We start from the raw sequence: 18,639 nt of genomic DNA, 5'->3' as shown, positions 1-18,639 counted from the left end.
CTTATATATTTGGAAAGAAGTATATCTTTGAACAATAAAAAATTACGATTTAATAATTTTATTCCAATGGAACCAATCAATATAAAAATACTAGTTACGGGGGTTATTATTGTACTTTCTTTTATCGGGCAATCTATTGTAAAGAAGTATCTAGCAAGGTATGCAGACAACAAAGGGTTTTCTGTACATAGAAAAGTATATGTAGGTAATTTCTTTGGTTTTCTAATGTCTATGTTAATTATAGTAGGCTTAATAATTACATGGGAGGTATCCTTTCAGGGTATTGCGGTGTATTTAGCGTCTATTTTTACATTATTAGGGGTTGCATTTGTAGCATCTTGGTCTATGTTAAGTAACATAACGGCATCGTTAATTTTGTTTTTTGCCTATCCTTTTAAAATTGGAGATTATGTTCGTATTCAAGATGGTGGAGATAACTCTGTAGAGGGGACTATTATTAATATCACCTTATTTAATATTAGAATTATTACAGAAGATGATGTAGAGGTTTCTTACCCAAATAACTTGGCTTTACAGAAACCAATTAAGCGGTACCGTAAAAATGCAAGAAAACAAAAAGATATAATTGAAGATAACCTTAATAGGTTTGAATAAATAAAGAAACAAAAGTTAAAAACTGCTTCAGTAGAGATATTGAAGCAGTTTTTTTATGTTTAAAATCACGTGTTGATACTATTTTAATAAATTGTTACTAAATTAGTATCATTGGTAAAATATAGTAACATTATGAAGGCAAAAGATAAAATTTGTGAAGTAGCAAAAGAACTCTTTTTTAAGTACGGAATTAAAAAGGTAAGCGTTACTGATATTCTTGAGAAATCTGGAGTATCTAAAATGACTTTTTATAGAAGTTATAGTAATAAGGAAGACTTAATCATATACATTTTAGAAGACCTCAATGCTAAAGCTATGCTAGAATATAAAAGCATGGTAGAAAAGGATATCACTTTTAAAGATAAGTTGATTGAATTAATTGCATTAAAAATTAAATTTTCAAAATCATTTAGTAAAGAATTTTTACTTGAGTTAATGCAACTCTATACTAACAATGATAATTTAATTGGACGACTCTCTGAAATGAAAAATGAAGGGCAGGCTCTTTTCATTCAAGAAATACTTAAAGCAAAAGCTAATGGTGAAGTTAATGAAGATTTAAGTGTTGCTTTTATTATTGCTATGATAGAACATTTTCAAACTTTTATTGAAGATGAAAAGAACCTTAGTTTATTTAATTCAACAGAAGAATTAATTGCTAATACAATGCATTTATTTTGTTTTGGTTTAAGTGGTATTTCAAAGTAATTGATATGAAGAAACATATACTTTTACTACTATCTTTAGTATATATAAATACAGGTTATGCACAATCAGAACTAGATTTTAACGGGATGTTAGTGGGGTTTACAACATACTCTCCAGAGGCCGTAGAACTTAATTTATGGAGTGGTGCTAGGTATATTCCAGAACTAAAATTCGAACATAAATTCGATTCCTTAAACTCTTTTTCTGCTTTTGTTTCAGCCAACTTATACGGGTCTGTTCAATATGTAAATGGAACACCTGTTTGGGACGGTACTATTGCACCTTACAGAGCGTGGGTTAGGTATGAATATGGTAATAGTGAAGTTAGAGTTGGACTACAAAAAATAGATTTTGGCTCATCCACATTATTACGTCCTATGCAATGGTTTAACCAAATAGATCCAAGAGATCCTTTAGGTTTAACGAATGGTGTTTATGCAGCTTTAGGACGTTACTATTTTAGAAATAATGCCAACGTTTGGTTTTGGGCATTATATGGTAATGAAGAAAGAAGAGGATATGACGCTTTACAAACGGTGAAAGATATTCCAGAATTAGGTGGCAGATTGCAACTGCCTACACCCAAAGGTGAAATTGCTTTTTCTTACCATCATAGAGAAGCAGTTTTAGATACACGCTGGGATGTAGACAATCCACTTTATATTGAAACTCCCGAAAATAGAATAGGTATTGATGGAAAATGGGATTTAGGAGTAGGTGTATGGTTTGAAGGGACCTATACAAAGACCAAAGAAAACATCGGTATCCTCACCAATCAGACTTTATTTGATATTGGAATGGATTATACACTACCAATTGGTAGCGGTTTAAATATAGTAGGGGAACACCTCTTTACATGGTACGGTGAAGCGTTTGACCATGCCGAATACAAAGGCAATACAACTGCCTTTTCATTAAATTACCCATTAAGTTTTTTCGATAATATTTCGCTTATGCTTTATAGAGATTGGACCAATAAAGGCAACGGGTTTTATGGTACTTATAACCACGATTTTAATATATGGACAGGTTATGTAATGGTATATTATAACCCAACTACAGATAATTCTGCTCCAATTGCTACAAATGACTTGAACCAATTCACACCTGGTTTTGGCATTCGATTAATGGCAGTTTTGAATCATTAATAACAATTGAAACAGGAACAACGATAAATACGAAACTATAGATATATGGACACAAACAACATCATCGAAATCAAGAACGTAACAAAACGTTTTCCTGTAGGGGAAACGGAATTTACGGCCCTTAGTAATATCAAACTTGATATTAAAAAAGGAGAATTTACAGGTCTTATTGGACCTAGTGGATCTGGAAAAACGACATTACTAAACTTAGTAGGTGCTTTAGATGAACCATCAGAAGGAGAGATTCTAATTAGTGGTAAAAATGTAGCTGCTAAATCTGATGAGGAATCTGCACAACTTAGAAATGAACATATTGGCTTTATTTTTCAGAGCTATAACCTTCTGCCAGTTTATACCATTTTTGAAAATGTAGAGTTTCCATTATTACTTCAAAAACAATCAAAAGGAGAAAGAAAAGCAGCCGTAATGCAAGCTTTGGAATGGGTAGGTTTGGCAGATATTGCCAATAAAAAACCTTCTCAAATTTCTGGAGGACAAGCACAACGTGTTGCTATTGCAAGGTCAATTGTAAAAAAGCCAGATATAGTTTTAGCAGATGAACCAACAGCAAATTTGGACTCAACAAATGCGTATAAAATTATGGATATTTTAAAGAAATTGAACAAAGATTTGGGAATCACTTTTGTCTTTTCTTCTCATGATACAAAAGTAATTGAATACCTAAGCAGAGTGATTTCATTAGAAGATGGTAAAGTAAAAAAAGACGAAATTATTTAAGAAAATGAATACACTATACAAGATAGGGTTGAGTTTTCGATTAGCATTCAGAAATATAATTAGTTCTGGATTGAGAACTTGGCTTACAATCATCACTTTGGCCTTGGCTTTTGTAATGATTTTATTCTTTAACAGCATGTATGCAGGTTGGGAGCATCAAGGTATTAGAGATCAGATAGCATGGGAATTTGCTCATGGTCACGTTATCCACCCTAAGTACGATAAACTAGATCCTTTTACAATTGAAAGCGGACAAGGTGTTTATGAAAAAGACAAGCACTTAACACCAGTATTAATTCGACAAGCAAATATTTATCCTCAAGGACGAATGATACCTGTATCTTTAAAAGGTATACCTTCAGATCAGAAAGTTGTAGCTTTACCCACTCATCTTTTAGAAGAAAGTAAGGCAAATATTCCAGTACTCATTGGGCAGTCAATGGCACAAAGCAATCACTTTAAAATAGGTGATGAAATTTTGATGCGTTGGAAGGATAAAAACGGAACATTCGATGCTCAGAATATCACAATTGTAGGTATTTTTGATACCAATGTACCTACTGTAGATGCAGGGCAAATTTGGATTGCTCTTGATCGTTTAGGTGAACTAACGGGGTTGACACAAAATGCAACTTATCTTTTAGCAGACGAAACTTTTAATCAACAATCAAATACAACGTGGCTTTTTGAAACAAAAGATGAATTGCTTTCGGAGTTTTATAACCTCATTGAACTGAAGAAAGGAGGATCTTCTTTTCTTTATGGAATTTTAATGTTGATTGCTCTAATTGCCATTTTTGATTCTCAGGTATTTTCAGTTTTCAAAAGACAAAAAGAAATCGGTACATACATCGCTTTAGGTTTTACTAAGAAAAGAGTGATCTTTTTATTCACTTTAGAAGGAACGATGTATGCCATAATTGCGGCTACAGTAGGTTCAATAATAGCTTTTCCACTTATTGGTTGGCTTGGAGAAGTAGGCATTCCTATGACTTCTAATTTAGAACAATCAAGAGGAATGGGAATAACGATAGGTGAATATATTTACCCTTTACTGACCGTAGAACTGTTTACAAAAACAGTATTTTGGGTAGTAACACTTTCTGCATTGATCAGTTATTTACCTGTACGTAAGATTGCTAAAATGAACACAGTAGACGCGCTTAAAGGAAAGAAATAATGTTTGAATTTTTATTTAAAGGTCTCATTAGAGACAAAAGCAGAAGTTTACTTCCTATAATTGTTGTAAGCTTAGGGGTTACCCTTACCGTATTCTTTGTGGGTTACATCAAAGGAATGACGGGTGATATGATTGATCAGAATGCTCGATTTGGTACGGGTCATATGAAAGTTATGACGCGGGAATATGTAAAGAATATTGCACAAAAGCCTTTAGATTTATCACTTCTAGATGCGAGTGATGTTATTGCAGATTTAGATGAAAAATATCCTGATGTAGACTGGGTAAGACGTTTTAATTTTGGAGGTATTTTGGATGTCCCTGATAAGAATGGACAAACAAAAACACAAGGTGTTGCAGGAGGTATTGCTTTTGATTTATCCTCTAATAATGCAGATTTAAAACGTATGAATATTGCTGAAAACATTGTAGAAGGTCGTCTTCCAAGTGGACCTTTTGAAATGCTTTTAGGGCAAGGTTTAGCAAAACGTATGGGTGTTAAAATTGGTGATACAATTACTTATTTTGGATCAACAATGGACGGAAGTATGTCGTTCCAAAACTTCACTTACGTTGGAGCTGTCGAGTTTGGAATGTCTGTAATGGACGATCGTACTTTTATTATTGATACTAAGGATGCTGAAAACATCTTAGATATGGCCGATGCGGCACAAGAGATTTATGGTTTCTTACAAAACGGAGTTTACGATGAGGAAAGAATCAACGAAATAAAAACAACATACAATGCCTCTTTTGAGAACGATAAAGATGAATACGCTCCAGAAATGTTAGCATTAAGAGATCAGAATGGTTTAAGTAACATGCTTGATATGGCCAACTCTATTAGTTCTATTTTTAGTATTTTCTTCATTATTGCAATGTCTATAGTTCTTTGGAATACAGGCCTTTTAGGAGGTTTAAGAAGATATACTGAATTCGGTATTCGTATTGCAATGGGGGAATCTAAAAGGGCTATTTATAAGTCATTATTAATGGAATCTGTAGTTGTAGGTGTAATTGGTTCTGTAATAGGTACCATTTTCGGATTGCTCATTACACTATATCTTCAAGAAGTGGGTTTAGATATCTCCGAAATGACAGGTAATGTAAATGTTTTGATTTCTAATGTTATTAGAGCTCAAATTGTTCCCACTCAATTTTGGATAGGATTTTTCCCTGGCGTAATCGCTACTTTTTTAGGTGCATTATTATCTGGTAGGGGTATTTTTAAACGACAAACATCTGAGTTATTTAACGAATTAGGAGTCTAAATAAAAAAAAGTCATAGCATGAAAAAAATATTTACACTAGCATTCCTACTGATCACAAGCTTCACAAATGCTCAAGATCCTGTAGCAATGCTCAAGAAGATTGATGAAAATATGTTTTCAAATACAAAAATCACAAAATCAAAGATGATTGTATATGGAAAAAGGAAAAACAAAGAAATTGTGATGGATGCCTATTCTAGAGGTACCAATGATACCTTTTCTGAGTACTTATCTCCTGCAAGAGAAAAGGGAACAAAGATGTTGAAGCTAGATGACAAACTTTGGATATATTCTCCATCATCTGACCGTACTATTCAGATTTCTGGCCACATGTTAAGACAATCTGTAAATGGTTCCGATATGTCTTATGAAGACATGATGCAAGAACGAAAACTTGTAGAAATGTATATACCAAAAATTGTTGGTGAAGAGGAGATGAATGGAGAGGAGTGTTATATTATGGAACTAGATGCAAAAGTGGAGGATATTTCTTATCCAAAAATGAAAATGTGGGTAGAAAAGAAACACTTTGCTGTAATGCGTCAAGATTTATTTGCCAAAAGTGGACAGATGTTGAAAACTGTAAACATGCAAGACATTCGCCTTGTAAATGGAAGATATTATCCTTTTAAAATGAATTATAAAGATGTTTTAAAAGATGGTAAAGGAACAGATTTTGTCGTTTTAGAAATGCAAGACAATGTACCTATATCTGATAATGTATTCAATAAAGCAAATCTAAAAAAATAGCAATAACCACAAAAGGAGAACCTAAGCTCTCCTTTTGTGGTGTAGTATCTTTTATTTATTTACATGGTAATTGAAAATCTGGGTTGTTTATTGAAGAACCATACTCAGTCTCAATAGCATAGAAAATAGTAACATTAGTAGTATCACAATTTTTAATGGTTAGCACAAATTGACGTGAGTCATACTCTGCTTTATACCTAATTTGTTGCCCATCAGGAGAAGTTACATCAACTATATATGATAATTGACCTGTTTCATCATGGGTATAACCAGAACTATTTAAAGTGAAACCATCATTATTAACAAGCTCTTTACCCAATCTACTTACAAAGGTACAAGAATAAATTATTCCATTCGGAATTGCATCATTAGTATAATCTGCATCACCATCTTCAAGTGGGTTATCTTTACCATAATTAATATCATCATCATAAACTGGGGCAGATGCTTCTGGAAAAATAGGCTCTAAATCATTAGAAGTAGAACAAGAAGAAACAAAAGAAGCTAATGCTATAATTACTGTAAATAGAATATTATTTTTCATTTTATATAAATTTTAATGATGTAGAAGTATTTGATTGTTTAATGGTAAACTATTTATTTGAAGTTTAGGTTACACTCTTTTTGACTTTGTTATCCTATGGTAATTTTATAGTGGTCTTATTACAAAATAATTCACAATTGATTAAAAAATTAAAGTAAAACAGATAGATTTTAGCAAAAGAGGAATCTTTAAATAGAAATCTTGTAGAAGAGTTTATTTGTATTTATCTTATATATCGTTAAGATTATTTTTATAAAAAGAATCAATGAACTAATTTTAGTGTTCATAACTATACTACTGTTTTCAAACTACAAGTCTCCTAGAATTACTACTGTGAAAAATCTACTACTCATATTATCATTACTGTTCTGTACAGTTCAGTTTTGCAATGCGAATACAATTAATAATGAACGTTTGTACGTTGATTCTCTAACTACTTTACAACAAAGTGGAAGATTAATTGAAGCGAAAGAATTATCGATACAATGGATTAATGAGATTAAAGAAAAACATGGAGAAATATCAGTTAACCTTGTAGTTCCATTAATATTTTCTTCAAAACTGTGCATTGGTAGAAGAGAATATAAACTTTCAATCCATCATTTAGAAGAGGCAATAGCCATAATGAATAAAACAACAGGTTGGCTATATCCAGACTACGGCTTGGCATTAAACCTTTTGATACTTTGTAAAACACAACAACACGATTTATTTGGGGCTTTAGGATATTTAAATGAAGTAGAGGTAATCTATCAGAAAACATTATCTAAAGAACATATTGATTATGGCTATACTATATTAAATAAAGCATTAATAGAACAACTTAAAGGTAATTTTTTAGAAGCTGAAAGTTTGTTTTTTGATGCTTTAGAATTTAATGAAATTCAGTACAATAAAACCGGTAAAGTATACATACAACCAGAATGGATTAAGGTTCTTTTAGCAGATTTGTATGTTAAATGGTACAAACCAACAGAAGCATCTGAACTATTAAAAATGGTAGATAAAGCTGTTGTTGAACTTAACCAAGTTAATAGCCCATTATATGCACAAGTAGTATTAACTTTCGGTGATGCAATGATGCTTAAAGAGAATTTTGATATTGCATTATCCTATTATAATAAGTTTGAGAAAAACATTGCAGTTACACTTGGTAAAGCACACCCTTGGTATTTTATTGGTTTACATAAAATTGCTAAAGTCTACAAAAGGCAATCTAAATTTGAAACAGCAAAACGTTTATTAGTAAATATAGAAGGACATTACAACCCAGATTCTTTTGATAAAAACGAATTTACAGAAGTACTTTTAGACTTAGCAAAGATAAATATTAATCAAGGTTATATACAGAATGCAGAAGATTATTTAACTAAAATTGAAGCAACAAATTACGATAAAAGAAGCCTAAGCTATTATTATCTCAGTTTAAAAGGTAAGCTAAGTTTCATGAAAGGGGATTATATAGATGCCGAGTTACATGTTACAGAACTAATATCACTTATTAGGCAAGAGAAAGTATATTACACTTCTCATTATAATTCTGCAGTAGTAGCATTGGTAGATTTGGATTTGGTCTTAGGTAGATTAGATGATGCCAAAAAAGCTGCATCAACAGAACTAAAATTTCTGAAAAGAAGAGAAATGACCAATACAATAGATTACATAAAAATTGTATTGAGCGATGTTAATGCTACACTATCGTTAAATGATACTATTGGTACTTTAGAGAGAATAGAGAATTGTGAAAACTTAATTGTTGAGAAATGCCAAAAATACCATTACTTAATGGTGAGAGTGAATTATTTAAAGGGTATTTATTATACCTTAAACAACCAACTTGATAAGGCTCAAACAGCTTATGAATTAGCTTTATCGATTTCTCAAAAATTAGGTATTCAATCTGGAGAATACTATTCATTAATTATTATAGATGCCATTGCAAATATCCTTGTTGATAAAGGAGAAATTGATAAAGCATTAGATCAATACAATAAGCTAATTAATTCGTTTAGTGATGAGTCAATTTATCAACCCGCACTTTTAGGAAGAATAGCATATATACAGGCTCTAAAAGGAGAAATGCGCCAAGCTGAGAAGATAATTATTAAGGCAACAAATATGCGTTTTTCTCAGTATGAAAAGAATTTAAAATTTTCTAGTGAGGATGAAAAAATCCAATACATACATAATACTAAAAAAGTATTTTCTTTCTTCTTTACCATATTTATTATGCAAGGAGAAAATGTATCGGATGCCATGTTGAGTCAGTGTTATAATATTCAACTTAATTATAGAAAGTATTTTCTGAACGAGGCAATTACTAGAAATAAAAAGATAAATGATTTAGGAGCTTATCGCGATGAACTAAGATTTGATAATTATTTAGACGTAATGACAGCTATGAAGTCGCAATTAGCAGCGGTGAATTATATGTCGAAATCAGAACGAAAAGAAGTAGGTTACAATTCTTTTGTAACAAGAGATAGGATTAATAATCTAGAGAAATCTTTGGTTTATGCTAGCGATGCAGTAGGAGATGCTAAACTTGAAAAAAACTACATTGATTGGTCTGATATACAATCGGATTTAAATGAAAATGAAGTGGCTGTAGAGATAATTAAAATTAACGATGTACAAGATTCTATTTCTAAATACATTGCTTTAGGTATCCATAAAAAGAGTGAGGTACCTTATTTAATTGAGATTGGAACTGCTGATAAATTGGAAGGAATAGCTTTAAAAAGCTATACTAAAACTACTTCACCAGCAAGTAGATCGCTTACTTTTAAAGGGACATCATCTTCTGCAGTAGACCCTTATACTTCTTATTGGAAACCAATAAAAACATTTGTAGATTCTTTAGCTTTAGAAGAGCCTTCTATTATTGTTAGTAATGATGCTGTTTACAATTTATTGAGTTTAAATATCCTCAAAAACCCAGAAACTGGAAAGAATGTTATAGAAGAAGATAAAATTCGATTAGTAACAAGTACATCACAAGTTTTTAGATCAAAAGATCAAAAGTTCAACAATAAAGACATACTGTTAATAGGTAACCCAGAGTTTTCTACTCTTGAAAGTAGAGAAGCTTTGAGCAGATCTATGGAAGAAAGTGAAGACGATGATAGTTACTTTTTTGAATTGGATGATCTCCCTGCAACTGCTAAAGAGGTGCAAAATACGGAAGCATTATTTAAATCTAAAAACTGGAATGTTACATCACTTACCAGAGAAAAAGCAACAGAAAATTATATAAAAAATTTAAAGACATCGCCATCAATTTTACATATAGCAACGCACGGTTTTTATATTAATAAATTGTCTAATCCGGTATCTTCAAATGCTTTATTAAAATCTGGTTTATTCTTTTCTGAAATTTCTGATAGGTATACAAAAGATATTAATTCTATTTATGAAACAGGGAATGATGGTATTCTAACTGCTTATGAAGCAAAATCACTTAACTTAAAAAATACAAGATTAGTGATCCTTTCTGCTTGTCAAACTGGTTTAACAGATGTATCAGAAGGTGATGGTATTTCTGGTTTGCAATATGCATTTAGTATAGCAGGTGCAAAATCGATAATAATGAGTTTATGGAGTGTAGATGATAGAGCGACTCAGCTATTAATGAATACTTTTTACGAAAGGTGGATGGCAACAGGAAATAAAGAAATAGCATTTAGAGAGGCTCAACTTGTTGTTAAGAAAGAATATGTGAAACCATACTATTGGGGTGCGTTTATTTTAGTTAACTAGAAGAAGACATTTCTAGTTATAACGATTTTGGATACTACTATTAACATAAAATGGATTATTTCTGACACAGTTTAATTGTGCTTATGGTAGTTATTCTTAATTCATTTAACTTTCAAGTCATTTATTTTTTATGACTATTACTGATAAGCTAAAATGAAAATCTTCGCCATATTACTATTATTTATTACTACGACTACAGCATTTGCTCAAGCTGATTACAGAACAGAAAAAGTAAAAAAACTACAAGGAGCTGTAGTGGTAAATTTTGATGTCAAATTTGAAAGAAAACTTACAAAAGAGGAAAGGAGTCAAAGTTTATTCTACAATGAGGTAACTGTACTTTATAACAAAGACAGGTTAGTAATGAGAAGAATTTATACTAATAAAAGTAGAGACTTTGATGTATTTACGCTACTAGATTATAACGAACGAAAACAATATACTTGTAAGTTTGAAGATGCAACTAGATATGCCATTTCTAAAGATTTTGGGCAATGGCAAAGAAATGCAAAAAAGATAAAAGGAAAGACCAAAACAATTGCTGGTATTGAATGTCAAAAATATACTTTAAAAGTGAAAGGTCAGGTAAAAGAAATCTATACTACCGAAGAGCTAGGTTTAACTTATAATCATCGTTCAACTGCTAAGGGGTTTGCATTAGAGACTGTAATTTTTGATAAAAAACTAGGCTACATCACTCTAACAGCAAAATCTATAACATATACACACGATGTACCGAAAGAGCATTTTTCTTTATATGGTTTTACTATTTATACCAAAGAAGAATACAAAGAAAGATCGTTAAAAGCTAAAGAAATTATTGCAGAAGAAAAATTTGAAAGAGTAGGCGATAAGATACCTCATTTAAAAATACTTACGTTAGACGATAAGAAAATTGACACAAGAAAAAATACTGATCATGTTATGTTTTTTGTATTCTTTTATGAAAAATGTAATCCTTGTAATTATTTATACAAAACAGTAAATGACTTACAAGAGAAATACAAAAACCAAAATGTTGAATTTATTGGTGTGAGTTTAAATAAGGATTATGAAACAGAACAGTTTGTGAAATTTAAAAATATAAAATTTCAAGTAGCTGGTGAAGGAAGTTATATAACTCAGCCGTTAGGTATAAAAAAATATCCTTATATCTTAATAGTAGACCCAAATAGAATAATCAGATATGCTAAAATTGGCGGTGGTGGAAGTCCTAAACAAGTAAAGCAATTGGATGCTGAAATAGATAAAGCATTATCTTTTCTAAATCAATAAATTTTTCATAGGAAAAATAAAAAGCCATCTTTGACTTATTAAGTTAAAGGTGGCTTTTGTTTTTGTAAATAGCTGATATGTAATGCTATAGAATGTTTGTGGTGATTTTATATTAAGCTATATAATCTTCGTCTTCTTGACTTAAACCAGAAGCAGCTCTTTCTTTTTCAATTTGTTCTTCGATTAGTAAACGTTCTTTTTCTAACCTATCAATTTCTACTTCATGAGCAGTTTTGTATTGTCCAACTTTACCTTGAATTGCGTCAGTCATCATTTGATAAATTGGTAAAAAATTAGGGTGAGTAGTAGTTAAAGACTCTTGATGGCGTTTTATAGTCTTAATATCTTTTCGAATTGCAGGTCCTGTTTGTCCATCTATAGGAGCTTCTAAAGTAAATGCTTTCTCTATTGTCTCATCAACTAAATGTTTAAGGTCTTGGAAAGCCATTCCAGCTTCGTCTGCCATTTGAGATGATACTTCCATTAAATAATTAGTAAAATTACAGGCAAAAACAGCAGAAATATGTAGCTTTTTTCTTTCTTCATTTGTAAGATGAAAAACCTTAGGGGTTAGTCGGTGAGCTAATTCTGCAAGCCTATCTAAAGCACCTTTAGTAGTTGCATCAATACAGACTGGAATTTGAGAAAAATCGACTGTCTTATCAAAAGAAAATGTTTGTAGAGGATAGAAAATACCAGTATACAGAGAACTTCCAGCAAGTGATTCTAAAGGTGTAGCACCTGAAGTGTGCGCAAGTATTGCATTGTGATTTGGTAATACAATTTGTTCAGCAACATCAGAGATAGCATTATCACTTACAGCAATTATAAAAACCTCTGAATAGCTACTTTTAAAGTTTAAAGAATCAGTAGGTCTTGCATCATAAAATCTACGAGCAAGGCTTCGTGCTTTTTTAATATCTCTGCTAAAGACCTCTTGAATAATTATACCATTGTCTTCTAATGCTGTTCCTAAATGAGTGGCTACTTTTCCAGCCCCAATTAAAGTTACCCTTTTCATTATACTATAAATTCATGCCCTTTAGTAGGGATCACAACGTTTTTATATCCTAAATTTTCAATTCTTTCTTTGAAAGCAATCATAGATTCTTCTTCACCATGACTTAAAAATATTTGAGTCACCTTGTTTTTATCTTGTTGACTGATAAAGTTTTGTAAATCATTTACATCACCATGACCACTAAAAGAATCTGTTTGTTCAATTTTACAATGTACTCTATGTTCTTCACTACCCATGCGTAGAAAACCTTCATTGTCACGTAAGCGAGCTCCTAAAGTTCCTTCAGCAGAATATCCTACCATTAATACCGTTGCATAAGGATTTTCCATATTGGCCTGTATGTGATGTTGAATTCTACCACCTTCTAACATTCCAGAAGAAGAGATAATAATACAAGCTTCTGTGTAGTTAGAAATTGCCTTACTATCGTTTTGTTTTTGTGCATATTCAATGTTTTCAAAATTGAATAAACTATCATTGTCTTCTTTAAATTCTTTAGCTTCTTTATTTAAAAGATAGGAGTATCTTTCATAAATGTGATTACTCTGCATAGCAAGAGGGCTATCTGCAAAAACTTTAATAGGAGGTAGTTTATTGGCCTCAAAAAGTTTGTGCATTTCAAATAAAACAGCTTGCGTTCTACCAATACTAAAAGCAGGAACAATTAAACGTCCTGGCATATCAATACAAGTACGCTTTATAACATCTTGAATTTCTTTTGCAGAGTCTACAATTTTAGTATGTTCTCTGTTTCCATAAGTCGTTTCGCAGATTACGTAATCTGCCTGAGGAACTTCTACAGGATCAATTAAAAGAGGGTAGTCTTTACGCCCAATATCACCACTAAAAAGAAATGTTTTTCTTTCGTTATTCTCTTCAACTTCAATATAAATATGTGCAGCACCTAACAGATGACCTGCAGGTAAAAACGTAACCCATAAACCAGGTTTTACATTAAACCTTCTTGAAAATTGAATAGGAACAACCTCATTCATAGTGTTGTTTACATCACTTTCTGTATACAGATTATCAGGTATAAAAGTATAATGATCTATAGATTGACCTTTTGTTTTTTTCTTGTTGTAGGCCTTTAATTTCCGCTGGTTAATTCTAGCAGAATCTTCTAACAATATTCTAGATAAATCTGCGGTTGGCGAAGTACATAAAATTTGTCCTTCGTAACCTTCTTTATATAAGTTGGGTAATTTCCCAGAATGATCGAGATGAGCGTGCGTTAGAAGTACTACATTTACTAATGTAGCATCAAAAGGGAATGCTGAATTTGGGTAAATAGGGTCTTTTTCAGAAAGATTAGCCATATCAATACCACAATCAATTAGTACTTGATATCCATCGTCTAAGGTTAGCATTGCCATGCTTCCTGTTACTTGTTGTGCAGCACCCCAAAAAGTGAGTCTCATAATTATTATAAAAAATGATTGTGTAAATACAACTCTAAGTTAGTATGTAAACCGTTTAGAATTAAGTTTTAAATTATAATTTTTTTTAGATATTGAAAAACAGTAACATAAAATTCTAAACAATGTTCTAAAGTGTAATACCAAATCTATTTTTACACCAAAAAAACACTATTTATCTATTTAGTTCTTATTCTGCAATTTGATTTATCATGATTTTAAACTCTATTTATTACAAAATTGTTCTCTTGTATTAAGAATTTAGTAATTAAAAGTTGAGAATTAATTTTTAGCGATCAATAGCTTATTAAATTCTTTAATTAATACCTTTTTTTGGTAAAGTGGAAACATTTTTATTGTAAATAATAGTAGTAACTGAATCAATTTACTTTTGTACAAAAAATTATTTCATGATTGTAAAAAACATTTTTATATTTGAAGTCAACTTTAACATAACTCAATTTTTTATCTATATGCGTAACATATTATTTTTATCCGTTTTACTTATTTCATTTTTCTCTTGTGCACCACAAAGTGAATCCGTTATAGGGAAATACAAAGGTATGATCCCATGTGCAGATTGTTCTGGAATTAAAACAGGTATTGTACTTACAAAAGATTCAACTTTTATGTTAACATCTGAATACATGGGTAAATCTGATAGAATAAAAATGGAGAGAGGCTCTTTTACTGTAGAAAATAATATAGTGAAATTAAAAGGTAGAAAACACGGAGCATTCTTATACTTATTTACTAATGGAAATTTGCAACAACTTGATTCAAAAGGAAATAAAATAAGTAGCAAAATGTCGGATATGTATATTTTGGAACGCCAATAAAATAATCTATATTTATGCGACTAAAATAAGTTATTGTAATGTGACTGACGTGGCGAAGCCATGCCAAAAAATAATAACTTCAATTCAATTTATCTGGTTACTAACTTACAACTCTTTTAATCTATAAAAACATGAACAAGGCTAACAACTCTTACTTTACAACTCTTGACCAAGGGTCAAATTGTTGTCTTTCCATATAATTCTGCCACTGTACAACCAACATTTTCTCGGCACTACCTTTAGTGATCGGTTGGAAACCAAAGTCGTAGCAGAAATAATAAATTCCCTTATTCGTTTTATAGAAGTGAGTGAAATAGTTGAAATTATATCCTAATTCGCTTGCTAATTTTTTACGGATTGTACCATGTCCATTTGGAACAAGCTGTTTAAGGATCTTATTGTTTTTCTTTAAGATTTCTTGATGTATAGTTATACCATTATTTTTAACCTTACGCAGGTTATAGTTATAGGTTGCTCGGCAAGATTCTGAGCAAAATTTCCTGTCACTTCGTCCTTTAATAATTTTTGTATTACAAGCTAAGCAAGTCTTATGTATCATTGTAAGCAGAGATTTATTAGTTATTAGAATCGTTAAGAAGAAAGTTACTAATGTATTTCAATATATAAAAGACTATTATTGAAAAATATACTAGTAATGTATTTATAAACGGGTGTATCAGACTAACCCTCTTTTTTATCTAAAACCACTTTTAAAAATGGAAAATAACAATCAATTACTTGAAGACGCAAACTTAGAACAAAATCAAAAGAAAGCAGCAGAAGAAAAGTTTCTTCATTTTATGGAGCAAATAAAGCTAGATCAAAATTTACCAATGGCATTTATTGGCGGTTTAATTGCTGCCGTTATTGGTGGTATAGCATGGGCTGCAATTACTGTAGCAACCGATTATCAGATTGGTTATATGGCTGTAGCAGTAGGTTTATTAGTAGGTTATACTACTAGATTATTTGGAAAAGGAGTAGATCAGATATTTGGTATTGTAGGTGCAGCAATGGCATTATTAGGTTGTGTATTAGGCAATTTTATGACAATTATTTGGTTAGTTGCAAACGAGCAAGGTATGACAATTGTAGAAACGCTTACTTTAATTGACTTTACGTTGATACCAGAAATTATGACTTCTACATTTAATCCAATGGATATAATATTTTATGGTATAGCACTCTATGAAGGATATAAATTTTCTTTCAGACAGATTTCTGAAGATGAAATTTATGAAAATATTACAACTAAGTAATTGATGAAAAATGAATTAATAAGTAAGACTAATGAACAATTACTAAACCAATTAAAAGGTGTGAGAACACTTATAGGAGCTTTAATTGGGATTTTAACTGTTCTATTAATTACAACTACTTATTGCATAATCGCACAGGAGAATAAAATGATTTTTATTCCATTGCTTTCAGTTGTGTTTTCTTGTATCGCAATACTTCCTCTACAACGAAAATCTATCAAGGCAATTAATGCTGAATTAAAAAAAAGGGAGTAATTTAATTGAGTACTAAAGCAAAATTATATACCACTAATTCATATTACCTTTGGTTTAGTATGTAGGAGTAAATAAGTATTTGATATATAATTGAGAACTCAAATTATATAAAACAAATTTTTGAAATTTGGAGAATCATTATTTAAGAAATAGAAAGTTATACATTATAATAATTGCTTTTATAATTGTAATAGGTCTATTAACTCGTAGTAAATTTTTAAATACACTTATTTACAGCGGAGTAGGAGATTACCTTTATGCATTGATGATTTATTTTATTGTTGGCTTTGTCTTTAATAAGAAAGATTCGAGATGGATTTTAATATATAGCGTATTTATTTGTTATTTAATTGAGCTCCAACAACTGTATCAGGCAGATTGGATTGTCAATTTAAGGACAAACAGATTTGTAGCACTAGTATTGGGGCGTGGTTTTTTAATGAGTGATTTATTTGCATATACTATTGGAACTTTAACTGGATATTTTTTAGAAAAATCATTTTCAAAAATGGGCAAATCAACTTAAGTGATGACAAACGGAAGTATCCGTTTATTCACCGGTTAATACTAATTTATTGATGAATTTTGTTTTAAACATTAAAATTTAAGACAATGGAATTACAAACAAAGTCATCATCAAGAACAAATATTAAGTTGAGTCATATTCAAATAGAAGGAAATAAATACATTAGAATTGATTTCCCATGGACTGATGGAATTAAAACATTGATAAAAACTATTCCAAATAGAAAATGGAATGAAGTTTTACAATGTGTTTATGTTCCAAATACAAAAGCTCATTTAAAAAGTATAATTAAAACATTTAAAGGTATTTGTTGGATAGATTCTAATGCATTTTATGGTTATAAGCCTGCATCTTATTTATCTACAGAAGAGAAGGATACTTATAAAACTTTATATATACGTTATAGTAGAGTGAAACATGCACATATTAAAGAAGCTTTATTAAAAATGATAGATCATTTAGAGCGTAGAAGATATGCTTATAATACTGCAGATGCTTATTTGTGTGTATTCTCTCAGTTTCTATATTATTTTATAGAAACACCAATTTTAGAATTAGATAAGACACATATAGAGCAGTATTTATTACATGTCGTAAGAGATAAAAAGAAGTCTACATCTTATCAGAATCAGGCTTTAAATGCAATTAAATTCTATTTTGAGAAGATTGTAGGTATGGATACTCAATATTTTCATGTAGATAGGCCTAGAAAAGAAGAAAAGCTACCTAATGTTTTATCAAAACAAGAAGTAATCTCTATAATAAATGCCTGTAAAAATCTTAAACACAAAGCAATTATAATGTTAATTTACTCTGCTGGTTTAAGGATTAGTGAATGTGTAAAGTTGAAAATTACAGATGTCAATTCAGATAGAATGACTATTTCGATTTCAGGAGGGAAGGGGAATAAAGATAGACAAACAATTCTATCTCAAAAGGCATTAGAAATTTTAAGAGAATATTTTAAAATATTTAAACCAAAGGTATATTTATTTGAGGGTCCTAAGCAAAAACGTTACAGTATGAGTAGTGTTCAGAATATTTTTAAGAGAGCAAAAGTTATTGCTAAAATGAATAAACCTGCAACAGTACATACATTACGACATAGTTTTGCCACTCACATGTTAGAAAGTGGTGTTGATTTACGTTATATTCAAACTTTACTTGGTCATAACTCAAGTAAAACAACTGAAATTTACACACACGTTTCCACTAAGGTCATCCAGGGGTTCAAGTCTCCTCTTGACGAGATGGAATAAACGCAATAAATATATCCTACAACTCAATTAGTGACATTATTTTAATTGAGTTTATAAAATGTTGTGTACAATTC

The 18,639-nt window shown here is 30.8% G+C and carries 18 protein-coding genes; 14 read left to right on the top strand and 4 right to left on the bottom strand.

The features are described 5' to 3' along the window. Positions 1 to 66 precede the first annotated feature (66 nt). The 7 genes from EI427_RS24655 (at position 67) to EI427_RS24625 (ending at position 6,410) form a co-directional block, all read left to right on the top strand. The gene (locus EI427_RS24655; RefSeq protein ID WP_126620085.1) at positions 67 to 615 is read left to right on the top strand and encodes a mechanosensitive ion channel family protein; all 549 of its coding nucleotides are present in this window, start codon (positions 67 to 69) and stop codon (positions 613 to 615) included. 132 nt (positions 616 to 747) lie between these two features. Next, positions 748 to 1,323, top strand: coding sequence for a TetR/AcrR family transcriptional regulator (locus tag EI427_RS24650; protein ID WP_126620083.1), 576 nt, complete (start codon positions 748 to 750; stop codon positions 1,321 to 1,323). Between the two features lie 5 nt (positions 1,324 to 1,328). Continuing rightward, positions 1,329 to 2,471 carry a hypothetical protein gene (locus EI427_RS24645; RefSeq protein ID WP_205727979.1) on the top strand — a complete coding sequence of 381 codons (1,143 nt, stop codon included), beginning with the start codon at positions 1,329 to 1,331 and terminating at the stop codon, positions 2,469 to 2,471. 45 nt (positions 2,472 to 2,516) lie between these two features. Next, entirely contained in the window at positions 2,517 to 3,209 is a 693-nt protein-coding gene (locus EI427_RS24640) for an ABC transporter ATP-binding protein (protein ID WP_126620081.1), read from the top strand. A 4-nt stretch (positions 3,210 to 3,213) separates the two neighbouring features. Further along, entirely contained in the window at positions 3,214 to 4,389 is a 1,176-nt protein-coding gene (locus tag EI427_RS24635) for an ABC transporter permease (protein WP_126620079.1), read from the top strand. Continuing rightward, complete coding sequence (locus EI427_RS24630; protein ID WP_126620077.1) at positions 4,389 to 5,660, top strand: ABC transporter permease; 1,272 nt, start codon at positions 4,389 to 4,391, stop codon at positions 5,658 to 5,660. Before EI427_RS24635 ends, EI427_RS24630 begins: the two co-directional genes overlap by 1 nt. An 18-nt stretch (positions 5,661 to 5,678) precedes the next feature. Further along, complete coding sequence (locus EI427_RS24625) at positions 5,679 to 6,410, top strand: outer membrane lipoprotein-sorting protein (protein ID WP_126620075.1); 732 nt, start codon at positions 5,679 to 5,681, stop codon at positions 6,408 to 6,410. 55 nt (positions 6,411 to 6,465) lie between these two features. On the opposite strand, the gene EI427_RS24620 is transcribed toward EI427_RS24625, so the two are convergent. Next, on the bottom strand, positions 6,466 to 6,954 hold the full coding sequence (locus EI427_RS24620; protein WP_126620073.1) for a hypothetical protein: 489 nt from the start codon (positions 6,952 to 6,954) through the stop codon (positions 6,466 to 6,468). A 333-nt stretch (positions 6,955 to 7,287) separates the two neighbouring features. On the opposite strand from EI427_RS24620, the gene EI427_RS24615 reads away from it, so the two are divergent. Next, positions 7,288 to 10,713, top strand: a complete 3,426-nt coding sequence (locus EI427_RS24615) for a CHAT domain-containing protein (RefSeq protein ID WP_126620071.1) — start codon at positions 7,288 to 7,290, stop codon at positions 10,711 to 10,713. Positions 10,714 to 10,866: 153 nt separating this feature from the next. After that, positions 10,867 to 11,988, top strand: a complete 1,122-nt coding sequence (locus tag EI427_RS24610; protein WP_126620070.1) for a TlpA family protein disulfide reductase — start codon at positions 10,867 to 10,869, stop codon at positions 11,986 to 11,988. A gap of 112 nt (positions 11,989 to 12,100) precedes the next feature. On the opposite strand, the gene EI427_RS24605 is transcribed toward EI427_RS24610, so the two are convergent. Next, a complete protein-coding gene (locus EI427_RS24605; RefSeq protein WP_126620067.1) occupies positions 12,101 to 13,009 on the bottom strand; it encodes a Rossmann-like and DUF2520 domain-containing protein in 909 nt (302 codons plus the stop codon). After that, complete coding sequence (locus EI427_RS24600) at positions 13,009 to 14,430, bottom strand: MBL fold metallo-hydrolase RNA specificity domain-containing protein (protein ID WP_126620065.1); 1,422 nt, start codon at positions 14,428 to 14,430, stop codon at positions 13,009 to 13,011. The genes EI427_RS24605 and EI427_RS24600 overlap by 1 nt, the downstream gene beginning before the upstream one ends. Before the next feature lie 470 nt (positions 14,431 to 14,900). On the opposite strand from EI427_RS24600, the gene EI427_RS24595 reads away from it, so the two are divergent. After that, entirely contained in the window at positions 14,901 to 15,266 is a 366-nt protein-coding gene (locus tag EI427_RS24595) for a copper resistance protein NlpE (RefSeq protein WP_170178611.1), read from the top strand. Positions 15,267 to 15,417: 151 nt separating this feature from the next. On the opposite strand, the gene EI427_RS24590 is transcribed toward EI427_RS24595, so the two are convergent. Continuing rightward, entirely contained in the window at positions 15,418 to 15,825 is a 408-nt protein-coding gene (locus tag EI427_RS24590; RefSeq protein ID WP_126620061.1) for a DUF2116 family Zn-ribbon domain-containing protein, read from the bottom strand. 157 nt (positions 15,826 to 15,982) lie between these two features. Here EI427_RS24590 and EI427_RS24585 point away from each other — a divergent pair, with 157 nt between their 5' ends. The 4 genes from EI427_RS24585 to EI427_RS24570 all read left to right on the top strand — a co-directional run bounded on the left by EI427_RS24585 (position 15,983) and on the right by EI427_RS24570 (position 18,565). Then, positions 15,983 to 16,525 carry a hypothetical protein gene (locus EI427_RS24585; protein ID WP_126620059.1) on the top strand — a complete coding sequence of 181 codons (543 nt, stop codon included), beginning with the start codon at positions 15,983 to 15,985 and terminating at the stop codon, positions 16,523 to 16,525. A 3-nt stretch (positions 16,526 to 16,528) separates the two neighbouring features. After that, on the top strand, positions 16,529 to 16,780 hold the full coding sequence (locus EI427_RS24580) for a hypothetical protein (RefSeq protein WP_126620057.1): 252 nt from the start codon (positions 16,529 to 16,531) through the stop codon (positions 16,778 to 16,780). A gap of 127 nt (positions 16,781 to 16,907) precedes the next feature. Further along, positions 16,908 to 17,306 (top strand): ribosomal maturation YjgA family protein, encoded by a 399-nt coding sequence (locus EI427_RS24575; protein WP_205727978.1) that lies wholly within the window; start codon positions 16,908 to 16,910, stop codon positions 17,304 to 17,306. A gap of 86 nt (positions 17,307 to 17,392) precedes the next feature. Next, a complete protein-coding gene (locus EI427_RS24570) occupies positions 17,393 to 18,565 on the top strand; it encodes a tyrosine-type recombinase/integrase (RefSeq protein WP_126620055.1) in 1,173 nt (390 codons plus the stop codon). Positions 18,566 to 18,639: the final 74 nt, after the last annotated feature.

The sequence above is a fragment of the Flammeovirga pectinis genome (assembly GCF_003970675.1).
Taxonomy (GTDB): Bacteria; Bacteroidota; Bacteroidia; order Cytophagales; family Flammeovirgaceae; genus Flammeovirga; species Flammeovirga pectinis.
The sequence above is the reverse complement of the archived record's forward strand: the minus strand, read 5'-3'. Positions and strand labels throughout refer to the sequence as shown.